General features: G+C 56.5%; 11 protein-coding genes. 8 read left to right on the top strand and 3 right to left on the bottom strand.

From position 1 onward, the window contains the following. Positions 1-4: 4 nt before the first annotated feature. A complete protein-coding gene (locus PRECH8_RS13745; protein WP_200967665.1) occupies positions 5-601 on the bottom strand; it encodes a TetR/AcrR family transcriptional regulator in 597 nt (198 codons plus the stop codon). Between the two features lie 325 nt (positions 602-926). Between PRECH8_RS13745 and PRECH8_RS13750 the strand changes: the two genes are divergently transcribed. Further along, positions 927-2,243 (top strand): class II aldolase/adducin family protein, encoded by a 1,317-nt coding sequence (locus PRECH8_RS13750; RefSeq protein WP_200967666.1) that lies wholly within the window; start codon positions 927-929, stop codon positions 2,241-2,243. Positions 2,244-2,653: 410 nt separating this feature from the next. Next, positions 2,654-3,439 (top strand): arginase family protein, encoded by a 786-nt coding sequence (locus PRECH8_RS13755; RefSeq protein WP_200967667.1) that lies wholly within the window; start codon positions 2,654-2,656, stop codon positions 3,437-3,439. A gap of 120 nt (positions 3,440-3,559) precedes the next feature. Here PRECH8_RS13755 and PRECH8_RS13760 read toward each other — a convergent pair whose 3' ends face one another. Next, positions 3,560-3,946, bottom strand: a complete 387-nt coding sequence (locus PRECH8_RS13760; protein WP_200967668.1) for a hotdog fold thioesterase — start codon at positions 3,944-3,946, stop codon at positions 3,560-3,562. Positions 3,947-4,170: 224 nt separating this feature from the next. Continuing rightward, on the bottom strand, positions 4,171-5,091 hold the full coding sequence (locus tag PRECH8_RS13765) for a 1,4-dihydroxy-2-naphthoate polyprenyltransferase (RefSeq protein WP_200967669.1): 921 nt from the start codon (positions 5,089-5,091) through the stop codon (positions 4,171-4,173). A gap of 275 nt (positions 5,092-5,366) precedes the next feature. On the opposite strand from PRECH8_RS13765, the gene PRECH8_RS13770 reads away from it, so the two are divergent. From PRECH8_RS13770 to menC, 6 genes are all read left to right on the top strand, one after another. Beyond that, on the top strand, positions 5,367-6,779 hold the full coding sequence (locus PRECH8_RS13770; RefSeq protein ID WP_200967670.1) for an isochorismate synthase: 1,413 nt from the start codon (positions 5,367-5,369) through the stop codon (positions 6,777-6,779). Between the two features lie 453 nt (positions 6,780-7,232). Beyond that, complete coding sequence (gene menD, locus PRECH8_RS13775; protein WP_200967713.1) at positions 7,233-9,038, top strand: 2-succinyl-5-enolpyruvyl-6-hydroxy-3-cyclohexene-1-carboxylic-acid synthase; 1,806 nt, start codon at positions 7,233-7,235, stop codon at positions 9,036-9,038. A gap of 60 nt (positions 9,039-9,098) precedes the next feature. Then, a complete protein-coding gene (menH, locus tag PRECH8_RS13780; RefSeq protein ID WP_200967671.1) occupies positions 9,099-9,911 on the top strand; it encodes a 2-succinyl-6-hydroxy-2,4-cyclohexadiene-1-carboxylate synthase in 813 nt (270 codons plus the stop codon). 16 nt (positions 9,912-9,927) lie between these two features. Then, on the top strand, positions 9,928-10,749 hold the full coding sequence (menB, locus tag PRECH8_RS13785; protein ID WP_200967672.1) for a 1,4-dihydroxy-2-naphthoyl-CoA synthase: 822 nt from the start codon (positions 9,928-9,930) through the stop codon (positions 10,747-10,749). A 31-nt stretch (positions 10,750-10,780) separates the two neighbouring features. After that, on the top strand, positions 10,781-12,286 hold the full coding sequence (locus tag PRECH8_RS13790) for an o-succinylbenzoate--CoA ligase (RefSeq protein ID WP_200967673.1): 1,506 nt from the start codon (positions 10,781-10,783) through the stop codon (positions 12,284-12,286). Between the two features lie 71 nt (positions 12,287-12,357). Next, complete coding sequence (menC, locus tag PRECH8_RS13795) at positions 12,358-13,509, top strand: o-succinylbenzoate synthase (protein ID WP_200967674.1); 1,152 nt, start codon at positions 12,358-12,360, stop codon at positions 13,507-13,509. Positions 13,510-13,646: the final 137 nt, after the last annotated feature.

Below are 13,646 nucleotides of genomic sequence, written 5' to 3' on the forward strand. Positions count from 1 at the left end.
TGAATCACTCCTTCAATAATATTCCATTAAAGATGATGTCTGAGACGAGAGTCAGCGCTTGCGAGTAGGTAAGATGATGCTCCGCCATGACGGATTCCTTCGTGAAATGTTCGATGGATACCATGAGCAGTTGCACGAGGATTTGCGGGTTATAGTCTTTGATCAAGCCTTCCCGGATCGCCGCTTCGAAGAGAGAACCGTATCTGGCCAGGCGAATGCTGCGCTCCCGCATGATATGCTCCCAGAGAGAGGGATAGATTGCTTCAATTTCATAGACCTGCTCGACGGAGAAGAAACTTAGCTTATCGGCCACAAGCGCCAGCAGCTTCTTGATCTTCTCGATGATGTTCAAGTTGGGATCCTGGGCTACGGGTAATATGGCGGCATCGATGGACTCGAACACATAATCGATGCAGGCAGCGACCAGGGCTTCCTTGTTGTCGAACAGTTTGTAGATCGTCTTCTTGCTGATGCTGAGCTGCGCAGCGATCTCATCCAGCAGAACATGGCTGAAACCAAGCTTCATTCCAAGATCGATGTAGGTTTCGATGACTTTCGTGCGCAGTTCCAATTGGCTGGAAGTAAGCATTCGGTGGTTCATGGTTGCCCTCCTATATGAATAGATACTCCAAGTAAGATCACAAACGGAAACTCAAACAAGAAACCCAGTTCCCATAATCAGTTTCCAATTTAACAAAGCATGGGAACATTGTCAATATATTCTTCGCAAATTTGCTTCAAGGCCGGTGCAAAAGCCGGTTGTTCGAGCGTTCGACGACCGGCGTTTCTTTGTTTATTTTGATTTGATGTTGGATAATGATTGTTTAATTTGCGTTTGTGTTGTTTTTATCACATATGGGATTTGTTTCGCTGTGATACTATAATAGATATAATGACTAAGATCAAAGAAAAAGAGGCGAGCCGATATGAGATACGATATGCTGCATCCAGCGGAACAATTGTTGATGATCATGGATCGCATCTACACCTATGGGATGACGACCACCTCCGGCGGCAACCTGTCGATCAAGGATGCTAACGGGGACATCTGGATCACCCCGGCGGGGATCGACAAAGGGGAACTGACCAGCGCGGACATGGTCTGTGTGAAACCGGACGGCACCATCGTGGGCAAACACCGTCCATCCAGTGAGTTTCCTTTCCATAAGCTGATCTATGAGAAACGGCCGGACCTTGGAGCGATCGTGCATGCTCATCCTCCGGCGCTTGTGTCCTTCAGCATCGTGCGCAAGATTCCGAATACGAGGCTCCTGCCCAATGAACGGAGGATCTGCGGCGAGATCGACTTCGCCGTGTATGCCCTTCCAGGAAGCGAGGAGCTTGGACAGAATATCGCTGAAGTCTTCGCACGCGGCATCAACACCGTCATGCTGGAGAACCACGGGGTAGTCGTGGGTGCGGAGAATCTCTTCGATGCATTCTGTCTCTTCGAGACCCTTGATTACTGCGCATGTCTGGAGATCGAGGCAACGCGCTGCAGCGATCAGCCGATCGTACTCACCGATGAAGATTATGAGATCATCCGCATGAAAGGCGAGGTTCCGATCGACGAATACGAGCCCGCTGAATCGCCGTCTGAGGAAAGGGCGCTGCGCAGGGACATGGTGAAGTTCATCCGCCGCGCCTACAAACAGAGATTGTTTACCAGCACCCAGGGAACCTTCTCCCATCGCTTGGACGGGGATAACTTCTTGATCACGCCGCATGGCATGGACCGGATGCTCATGGAGCCGGAAGATCTCATCGTGATCCGGGATGGCCGCAAGCCGCGGGGGACGACGCCAAGCAAGTCCTGGCTCCTTCATCAGGAGATCTACAAACAGCATCCGCATGTCGATTCGATCATCATCGCACATCCGCCGAATATCATGACCTTCGCGGTGACGGAGGGTGAATTCGATTCGCGGACGATTCCCGAAAGCTATATCTTGCTGCGGGGCACACCGAAACTGCCGTTCAACGCGGTCTATGAGAAACCGGCGGAAACTGCGGCGATCTTCGCCAAGCACACGCCGATAGCCCTGGTGAAGAACAACTGCGTCATCGTCACTGGACAGAGCTTGTTAAACGCCTATGACCGATTGGAAGTGGCCGAATACAGCGCGAAGTCGATCCTGATGGCAAAAACCTTAGGCGACATCGTCCATATCGAGCAGTCGTCTATTCGCGATCTGGAACGAGCCTTCGGTCTGGAGCCGTGTCCTGACAACGCAGAACAATGATGAAGCAGGCGAACATGCGTTTCTGCGCCGGATCGCTCAGTGATCCTCAGCGGTGCCGATCAGACATATACGCTTAGAATATCCTATCAGCAAAGGCATGGTCCGTTGAATGATCATGCTTTTTTTGCATGGGAAAGGGATGGCGGAATTTGCTGATTCGGTGCCGCGGGCCTTGCCCAGCCTTCCAATCTGCAAATGGAACGTCCATCAAGATGCTATAATAATATAGAAGAGAAGATCTGGTCCATTTCAACTAAGAAGGGCAGCAAACGCCGCATGTAAGGCCTGATGAGCACAGCATGGCGACGGAGTTGGGCGTATGAGTTGACCGTAAAGACATAGGAAATGCGAAGTTTGTACCGGTACTGAATCAGCGTAACGAACGATCTCGAATAAGGAGTGTCGTGAAGATGAGCAAGGTAACGGTGTTAAACTTTGATCATGCATTAAGGCCGCAGAATTATTGGCAGCAGCCTGCCGTAGAGTGGATCGATCTGACAGATCTCAACAGGACGAATGGATATTGTGCGATGGAATCCCTGGAGATGATTCGCAGAAGGCTGCAGGGGCGCAAGAACCGCGGGGTGACGCTGATCGGCAGAGGAAGCTACCACTATGTTTCGTATGTCTTGATCTCGGAGATTAAACGGCCGTTCACGCTGCTGCTTTTTGATCATCATCCGGATATGATGGAGGCCCCAGGTCCTGATCACATCTCCTGCGGCTCGTGGGTGCTGCAAGCTATGCAGGATCTGCCGAATCTGCGCAAAGTGATCCTGATCGGCGCCGCGGACCGATGGGCCGAAGAGATTCCGCTCAGCTTTCGGAACAGGGTGAAGGTCTATCCGGAAAGTGTTCTGCAGGAGGGCTTAGACGGCCGTGAACTAGCCGAGGAGATCCGCACGGATCTCGTCTATATCAGCGTCGATAAGGATGTATTGGATCGAAGGGAAGCAGTGACGGACTGGGATCAGGGGAGCATGGCGGTGCAGCAGGTTATCGACCTGTGTGAGACGGCAACGGAAGACCATCAGGTGATAGGCGGTGACCTGTGCGGCGAACAGCCGGTATCCCCGGTGCTGGCCTGCCAACCCGCCAGCCGTCAAGGCATCCTGTTGAATGAGCGGGCGAATATCCGCATCGCGAAGGCGATCTTGCATCGCATGAAGCAACAATCGGCGAGCAAGGTTTCCTAAGCTGCTGACCAGCTCTGAGCATCAGCAGCAAGGCGTGCTGTTGCTTCCCCAGGAGGGTACGCCCCCTGGGCGGGACTCTCTAAGAGGCGAAGGAAGCGGCGGGGGGGGGTCTGAGGAATCTTAGGACGGCTTCTTACGAATCGCCACGGTGCAGCGAGAGACGCAGATGAGCCGATCTTTGTCGTCCGTGATCTTAATATCCCAGACCATCGTCGTTCGGCCGCGATGCAGCGGGACCGCCGTCGCTGTCACTTGACCATCGGCGACGCTGCGGAGATGGTTGGCATTGATCTCCATTCCGACGGCATATTCCTGCTCTTGATCGATGTTCGCGAAGGTACCGAGGCTCGCCGCTGTTTCGGCCAGCACTACGGAGGCTCCGCCATGCAGCAATCCGAAGGGCTGGCGCGTGCGGCCGTCGACAGGCATCGTGCATACGACGCGGTCTGCGCTGAGATGTATGGTTTCGATGCCGAGCGTCTCCATGATCGTGCCCTGTTGATTCATCAAGAGTTCCTCCTTGTATAACTCATTGATTATTAAGCCATGGTATGATTACTATGATACAAAACAAGGGATCGAAGCCATATGACGAGTTCACAGATATATAGAATAGATATATAGAACAGATATATAGAATAGAAGTACTCGCTGCCTGCCAATGCACAAAAAGCTCGAACCGCCCGCCGACAGCAGGTGTTCGAGCCAAGCTTCCTCGGGATCAGGATGAGTTAAGAATGAGTGAAGAAACCGATCACTAGTCCGGCGGTCAGCAGCAAACCGAAGATCGTATTCAGCTGCGCGGTGGACCGCATCGCCGGCATCATCTCATAGGGCAGCGTCTTGCCTTGGAACTGCCGCACGGCCTGTATGGCCTTCGGGATGCTGAAGATGACCAGCAGCACCCACGGCGTCACGATGCCCAGGAAGACTAGGGCGATGGTGATGATGAAGGCTGCAGTGAAGATGGCCGCCAGGAGTTTGATCGCCCGCGGGCGACCGAGCAGGATCGCCAAGGTCTTGCGGCCATGCTCCTTGTCCCCGTCCAGGTCGCGGATGTTGTTGGACAGATTAATCGCTCCGATCAGAAGCCCGACGCTGATTGAAAGCAGGATGAAATCCATCGTCAGCATCCCCGTTTGGATATAGTAGGTGATCATGATGATCACCGGACCCATGAACAAGCCGGAGAACAACTCCCCCAACGGGGTGGACGAGATCGGAATCGGGCCGGCGCTGTACAGATAGCTTACGAGAATCGAGAGCGAACCGACGGCAGCGACCCACCAGGAACTTTCCATACAGATATAAACGCCGATCGCAACCGCGAAGAGATAGAAAAGAATGGCTAGATTGCGTACCGTTCGCGGCGAGACGCCGTCGCGGACGATCGTTCCGCCGATGCCGACGGAATGCTCGTTATCCAAGCCTCGCACGTAGTCGAAATATTCGTTGATCATATTCGTTGCGGCTTGAACCAGCACTGAGGCTGTTAACATCGCTATGAACAGCGGGATATGCAGTTGATTGTGGAACAAGGCCATAGCGGTGCCGATGAAGACGGGCACGAAGGAGGCTGTCAAGGTATGGGGCCGCATGAGGCGCCACCAAACTTGGGCAGAGGCGGTTGTGGACTGTACTTGGATCTGCATGGCTGTAACCTCCCTATCTCTATCCTATCCCTCAAATCTCTAACAATAGACCAACATCGTCCATATATCATCATAGTTATTACTATAGAATGAATTCAAGTTAAGTTTATGGTAATCAGCCCTATGGTGTCAACGGTTGAAAACCATGACGCAAGTTGACGTAATGAAGGACAGAAGTGTATTCTTATAACAGATTTTTGAGCGCATAGTGATGACAAGGGTGAAAACAGTGATATACGGCATGAATGCACATCATTTACAGCAGCTGTTGAACGATGGCAATCAGCTTCTGGAAGAAGGGAGACGACTTGCTGTCCGCAGAGGACAGGCAGTGCTGGTCAGTACCGTTTGCCGGGCGGACGGTGCGGATTTACTGTCTCTTTTTTCATATAAGGAGAAAGGTTTCGCGGAGAACCGTTTTTTTTTGGTCTGAACCCGGTAGGAAGCTTACCTTCGCCGGTCTCGGCTGTGCTTATCTGATCGAGTCCGACAAGGTTTCCGGGCGCTATCAGGAGATCGAGCGGCGCTGGGCGGAGATCGCTGCCCGCAGTATCGGATCGGAAGGAGCACCCGAATATGCGGGACCGCATCTGTTCGGCGGTTTTTCCTTTGATCCTCTGAATCCTTCTTCAAGCGACTGGAGGGAATACCCATCTGCTAGATTCGTCCTCCCCCGGATCATGTTCACGCATAGAGAGGACGGCGTCTGGATCACGCTGAACAAAATCGTATCGGAATATAGCGAAACTCTGGATTGGCAAGAGGAAATCGATTTCCTGGCCGCTTGCGATTCGCAAGATCTGAGCGAAGAAGAGACCGCGCACGCAGATGCGGACATTATATATAAGGAAGAAATATCCCCAACTGACTGGATGCAAGCCGTTGAGGAGGCAGCGGAAGCGATTCGGGCGGGCGAGATGGAGAAGGTGGTGCTTGCGCGTTCGATCCGGCTATACGCGGAGCAGGATTATCCGATCGCGGCGATCCTGCGGCGCTTGCTGCAAGAACAGACGAACAGCTATGTCTTCGCCTTCGGATACGGGAGCAGTTGTTTTGCAGGAGCTACGCCGGAGCGGCTGATGAGAAGCAAGGGCAGGGAATTCCATACCTTGTCCCTGGCCGGATCGATCGCCCGCGGCGCGACGGAGGCGGAAGATCAGAGGCTGGGTGAAGCGCTTTATCATGATCAGAAGAATCTCCATGAGCATCAGCTCACGGTACAGATGATCGTCGATGAGATGAGGGCGCTGTGCGAGCAGGTGGACGTGCCCGACGCCCCGATCCTGCACAAGCTGAAGGATATCCAGCATCTGCTCACGCCGATCACCGGTTGGGCACGGGAAGGGGCTACGCTGCTTCAGGCCGTAGAACGGCTGCACCCTACGCCGGCCTTGGGAGGCATGCCGCAGGATACGGCGATGGCGGCGATCCGCCGGTTCGAGAAGATGGACCGCGGATGGTATGCGGCGCCGGTCGGCTGGCTGAACCGTGAACAGGACGGGGAATTCGCCGTGGCTATTCGCTCGGCGCTGATCCGCGGCCGCGAAGCGGTGCTGTTCGCGGGGTGCGGCATCGTCGGCGATTCGGACCCGCACAGCGAATATGAGGAGACGGCTCTGAAGTTCCGGCCGATGCTGTCGGCTTTGGGGTATCTGAAGCAAGAGATTGAAGCCGAATGTTGCAAATAACTGGAGCAAATGACTTTTGCTAATATGTTGCAAATAACTGGAGCAAATGACTTTTGCTAATATGTTGCAAATAACTGAATCGAATGAATTTTGCCAAACTGTTGCAAATAGATGCATCCAATTAACTTTCGCAAATTAAGGAAGTCAGATTTACACTAATCTGCTTAAAACACGAAAAAACAGAAATTAGAGGAAGTCGAATTTCTTCTATTTCTCTTTTTTCGCTTTAATACCATGTTTTTAGGTCATCTTTTGGGGAATAAGGGAAATCTGACTTGCACTATTTCGCAAGAAATGGACAAATAACGAAATAGAGGAAATCTTACTTCCCTTATTTCATCGCTCATCGCTGCTTTGTAAGGTGTGCGCATCGTGTAACGTGCAGAAGCTTATTGAATACCAGATCGAGCTGCCTGCAAGGTGCATGGAACCAAGAAGAAGGAGAGAAGAGCTTTGACGGAAGGACCAACCCTCTACTTAAGTGCTTTCATCGATGAATTGGTTCGCTCGGGTGTCGAACACATCGTCATCAGCCCCGGTTCGCGGTCGACGCCGCTGGCGGTGCTTGCCGCTGAACATCCGCAGCTTAGGGTGTGGATGATCGTCGATGAGCGCTCTGCCGGCTTCTTCGCCCTGGGATTGGCGAAGGCAAGGCGCGTTCCCGTTGCCCTGCTCTGTACGTCGGGGACGGCGGCGGCTAATTATATGCCGGCGATCGCCGAGGCGAAGCTTGCCCGCGTGCCGCTCATCGTGCTCACCGCCGACCGGCCCCATGAACTGCGGGATGTGGGAGCACCGCAGACGATCGATCAGATCGCAATGTACGGCCGCCAGGTCAAGTGGTTCATGGAGATGCCGATCCCGGAAGCGGCTCCCCTTATGCTGCGGCATGCCCGGATGACGGCCGCCCGTGCGGCTGCCGAGGCGATGCAGCAGCCCCTGGGGCCCGTACATCTGAACTTTCCGCTTAGAGAACCGCTGCTTCCCGATCTCGATCATCCGGATCTCTTCGCAGCCGGGCGGGACGGGGACCGGGCTTATGTGGAAGTGACGTTCGGCGTGAAGCAGCTGCCGCCTGAGACCGTGCAAGCGCTGGCGGAACAGCTGAAGGCGCACGGCAGGGGGCTCATCGTGTGCGGGCCTATGGACATGCCTGCCTTCGCCGAAGCGGTAACGGAGCTGGCAGCCGTGCTCGGCTATCCCGTGCTTGCCGATCCGCTCTCCCAGCTGCGGAGCGGTTCGCATCGGCAGGATGTGATCATCGACGCCTACGATGCCTTCCTGCGCGATGAACGGACAGCGGAAAGTTTGGAGCCGGAGGTCATCCTCAGGTTCGGCGCGATGCCGGTATCGAAACCGCTCCTGCAGTATATGAACCGGCATGCGGACAGCCGGCTCATCGTCGTCGATGACGGCGGCTGGCGTGATCCGACGCTGCTCGCCAGCGATATGATCAGCGCCGATCCCGTGCAGCTGTGCCGCTCGTTGGCGGACAAGCTTGCAGGTCAAGCAGGGGGACCGACCGGCATTCGCAGCGGCTATCCGCCGAGCGGGCGAGACGGAGCTTGGCTGGCTGAGTGGCAGCAGCTTAACGAGATCAGCAGACGTGTGATGCAGGAAGGCGCCTTGGATCCGGAGATCGAGGATCTGTTCGAGGGCCGCGTCTTCACGGAACTGCGGGAACTGCTGCCTGCAGGCACGGTGCTGCTTGCCGGCAACTCGATGCCGATCCGCGATCTCGATGCCTTCTATGCGGTGGATGAACGGGGGGTCCGCATGGCCGGCAACCGCGGGGCCAACGGCATCGACGGGCTGGTCTCCACGGCCATGGGGATCAGCGCGGCAGGCGAGCGCGTCGTGCTCGTCCTCGGCGATCTCTCCTTCTATCACGATATGAACGGACTGCTCGCTGCGAAGCTCTATCAGCTGCCAATCACGATTATCGTTGTGAACAATGACGGCGGCGGGATCTTCTCCTTCCTGCCGCAGGCGGATCTGCCGCGGCATTATGAGCTATTGTTCGGCACTCCCATCGGCCTCGATTTCCGCCATGCGGCGGCGATGTACGGCGGCCGGTATACGAAGGCGGATACCTGGGAGCTGTTCCGCGAAGCCGTCAGCCAAGCGGTATCTGCGGACGGGCTCGATGTGATCGAGGTGCCGACGGATCGCCGAGCAAATGCTGAACATCACCGCCGGATCTGGCGGCTGATCGCCGAACGCATACAAAGCAGGCAAGCGGCCGGAAGGGAAGGATAAGCGGTCGGAAGCGAAGGATGGACGTAAGGAATGACAGCTTAGCGGACGGGAGGGACAGCAGTGTATTGTGAAGTAAACGGTGTACGCTATCATCTGCAGGAGTCCGGTACGGGCGAGGCGCTGCTTCTGCTGCACGGATTTACGGGCAGCAGCGAGAGCTGGCGCCGCTTCATTCCCGCCTGGTCGCAGCGGTACCGCACCATCGCCGTCGATCTCTTGGGCCATGGCAAGACCGAGGCGCCGACAGATCCCGCGAGGTACCGCATGGAGCAGGCTGCTGCTGATCTGACGGCGCTTCTTGATGCTCTAGAGATCAACAGCGCCCATGTGCTCGGCTATTCGATGGGCGGACGGCTGGCGATGTCCCTTGCGATGTCGGCGCCACAGCGGGTGCGGTCGCTGATCCTGGAGAGCAGTTCGCCGGGGCTTCGGACGCAGGAAGAGCGGGCGGCGCGGATCCGGCAAGATGAGGCGCTCGCCCAGCGCATCGAGCGGGAAGGGCTGGCGCCGTTCGTCGCTTACTGGGAGAACCTCCCGCTTTTTGCTTCGGTGCGCCGTTTGCCGGAGGATGTGCAGCTTGCTCTTCGCCGCCAGCGGCTCGCGAACTCCCCCGCAGGGCTCGCTGCGAGCCTGCGCGGCATGGGCACCGGCACTCAGCCATCCTGGTGGGAATACCTGCACCAGCTGCCGATGCCTGTGCTGCTTATCGCAGGCGAAGAAGATGAGAAATTCGTCCGCATCGCCCGAAAGATGCATGCGCTCATCCCGCACAGCCGCTTCGAGCTGGCAGAGCATGCGGGGCATATCGTACATGTGGAAGTGCCGGATATTTTTGATACAATGGTGATAAAGTTTCTTACTTCTTTACAGTAGAAAGGATGGCGTGAAGATGTCTGTTGTACCATGGATTAAGCAGGGCAGCTATGAAGATATCATCTACGAGACCTATGAAGGAATGGCGAAGATTACGATCAACCGTCCTGAAGTGCGCAATGCATTTCGGCCGCAGACGGTCATAGAGATGATGGATGCCTTCGCGCGGGCACGCGATGATTCGGAGATCGGCGTCATCATCTTGACGGGCGCGGGTGATCTTGCCTTCTGTTCCGGCGGCGACCAGAAGGTGCGCGGCCACGGCGGCTACGTCGGCGATGATCAGATTCCACGGCTCAACGTCCTTGACTTGCAGCGAATGATTCGCACGATTCCAAAACCGGTGATCGCGATGGTCGCAGGCTATGCGATTGGCGGCGGCCATGTCCTGCATATCGTCTGCGATTTGACGATCGCTGCGGACAATGCCATCTTCGGTCAGACCGGCCCGATGGTCGGCAGTTTCGACGGCGGCTACGGCGCCGGCCTGTTGGCGCGCATCGTAGGCCATAAGAAAGCGCGCGAGATCTGGTATCTATGCCGCCAGTACAATGCGCAGGAAGCGCTGGAGATGGGCCTCGTCAACGCCGTTGTACCGCTGGAGAAATTAGAAGAAGAGACGGTGAAGTGGTGCCGGGAGATCCTGGAGAAGAGTCCGACGGCGATCCGCTTCCTGAAAGCGGCCTTCAATGCGGATACCGACGGGTTGGCCGGCATTCAGCAGCTCGCCGGCGACGCGACGCTCTTGTTCTATACGACGGATGAGGCGAAGGAAGGCCGGGATGCCTTCAAGGAGAAGAGACGTCCGGACTTCTCAAAATTCCCGCGCTTCCCGTGATGCGGACGCGCGAGGCACAGGAGGCAGACGAATGCAGAACCAGATGCAGCATTGGTTGGATAAGCGGGCAGCTCTCACGCCGGATCGGCTGGCGCTCATCGACGGCAAGGAAGAGCTGACCTTCCGGGAACTCCGGGAGCGCTCGCAGCGTACGGCACGGAAGTTATCCGGTCTAGGCATCAGGCAAGGCGCCGTCGTTGGTCTCCTCTGCACAAGCAGCGCGGATTTCGTGGCACTCGTCCATGCGCTGACTTATCTCGGTGCGATCCTCATGCCGCTGAACACGCGGTTAACCGCCCATGAGCTCAGCTTCCAGATCGAAGATGCGGCATGCATGCACCTGATATACGATGAGGCGAACGGGCAGCTGGCTGAGGAGGTCCTCGGCAGGCTGCCCCAGCTGTTGCTGATTCAAGCAGAGGGGCTGTCCGAACTGCAGGAAACCGAATGCTCCCTCACGGCTTACATCGACGCGGAGGCCGTCCAGTCGATCATGTACACCTCAGGTACGACGGGGGCGCCGAAGGGCGTCATGCTCACCTATGGCAATCACTGGTCCTCTGCCGTCGGCTCGGTGCTGAATCTAGGGCTGAGCAGCACGGAACGCTGGCTTGCTGCCGTACCGCTCTTCCATATCAGCGGTCTGTCTATCATCTGGCGCAGCGTGATCTATGGCATGACGATAATCATCCACCGCAAGTTCGACCCGGCAAACGCCAACCGCGCCATCCTCGAGCAGGGCGTGACGATCATGTCCGTCGTCAGCAATATGCTGGCTCGCATGTTAGAGGATCTCGGCGGCCGCACCTATCCTCCTGAATTCCGCTGCATGCTCCTCGGCGGCGGTCCCGCGCCGCGTCCTTTGCTTGAATCCTGCGCGGCCAAAGGCATCCCTGTCTATCAAACCTACGGTATGACGGAGACGGCATCTCAGATCGTGACCCTGCCGCCGGAATATGCCCTGTCCAAACTGGGTTCGGTTGGCAAGCCGCTGTTCCAAGCAGAGATCCGGATCGCCGGCGAACGGGGCGGGGATGCCCTCCCGGGGGAAGCCGGCGAGATCCTGGTGCGCGGTCCGAATGTGACCAAGGGTTATTGGAACCGGCCGCAGGCGACTGCGGAAGCGATGAAAGGCGGCTGGCTGGCGACGGGGGATATCGGATACCTGGATGAGGACGGCTTCCTCTATGTACTTGACCGCAGGAAGGATCTCATCATCTCCGGCGGGGAGAATGTCTACCCGGCTGAGATCGAAGCGGCGTTGCTGCAGCATCCTGCCGTCAAGGAAGCGGGAGTGACCGGCGTTGCTGATGAGCGCTGGGGGCAGGTGCCGATTGCCTGCGTCGTCCTGCGGGAAGATGCCCAGCTGTCGGAGGAAGAGCTGCGTGAATATCTCAAGGACAAGCTGGCTCGGTACAAGATTCCCGCCCGTTTCTACTTCGTGAACATGCTTCCGCGGAATGCCTCCGGCAAGCTGCTGCGCAGAGAGCTGCCGGCATTGGCTGTGCAAGCAGAGCAGGCCGCCGAACAATCTTAAGTGCAATCAGCATTCACTAATCACCAATCTGCTAACCAATCCGCTATCATAAGCAAGGGAGATTCAGGGCTATGCATATCGCTTCGATTACGCTCCATCATATCCGCATGCCGCTTAAGAGCCCTTTTGCGGCGTCATACGGCGTCTATCACGACCGGGAGACGATCCTGATCGAGGTGCAGGACGAGTCCGGCTGCATCGGCTGGGGGGAGTGCGTGGCCTTTGCCGAACCTTGGTATACGGAGGAGACGATCGGCACCGCATGGCATATCGTGGAATCCTTCCTCATCCCGCAGCTTCTCGGCAAGCGGCTTGAACATCCGCGGGAGGTCTCCCGGTTATTCGCAGGCATCAAGCGGAATCCCATGGCTAAGGCGGGGCTGGAGACGGCGGTATGGGATCTATATGCTAAGCTGCAAGACAAACCTCTGGCAGAGGTGCTGGGAGGCGTCCGGAAGGAGATCGAAACGGGCATCGCCATCGGCCTGCAGCCGACGACCGAGAAGCTGTATGAGGCGATCGAACGCAGTATAGAGGCGGGATATCGAAGGGTGAAGGTGAAGATCAAGCCGGGGATGGATATCGACTTGATCCGCAGCATCCGCGCTGCCTATCCGGGTCTGGCACTGATGGCGGATGCGAATTCCGCTTATACGCCGGCGGATGCGCCGCATCTGATGCGGCTGGATGAGTATAACCTGATGATGATCGAACAGCCGCTGGATGCAGAGGACATCATCGACCACGCAGCGCTGCAGAAGCAGCTTGCCACACCGATCTGCCTTGATGAAAGCCTCGTCAGTCTTGATCATGTGCGGCATGCCTTGACTCTGGGCAGCTGCCGGGTGGTCAATATCAAGATCGGCAGAGTGGGCGGTCTCACCTCGGCCCTTCAGATTCACGATCTGTGCGCTTCGCACGGCGTACCGGTGTGGTGCGGCGGGATGCTCGAGACGGGGATCGGCCGGGCGCACAATATCGCCTTGGCGACGCTGCCCGGCTTCACCCTGCCGGGTGATATCTCGGCTTCCGACAGGTACTGGGAACGTGATGTAATCTCTCCTCCGGTTGCCGTGAGCGCTGGGAAGATCGCCGTGCCGGAGGGACCCGGGATCGGCGTCGAGGTCGATCGTGAGTATCTCGGCCATGTGACCTTGCGTACTCAGCATTACAACATGCAGCATTACAACATGCAGCATTACAATATCGGGAAGCACCTCTGACGCCCGCAGAACCTATCGAACAGGCAGGATCATTTGAGCAGAGCAGAATGAACATAACGAAGGACAGCTGTCCAGCGAGCAGGTTATCCTCCTCGCGGGGCAGCTTTTTTGCTGCATCGAATGAATTGGCAAGGGCT

The organism is Insulibacter thermoxylanivorax, from assembly GCF_015472005.1.
Taxonomy (GTDB): domain Bacteria; phylum Bacillota; class Bacilli; order Paenibacillales; family DA-C8; genus Insulibacter; species Insulibacter thermoxylanivorax.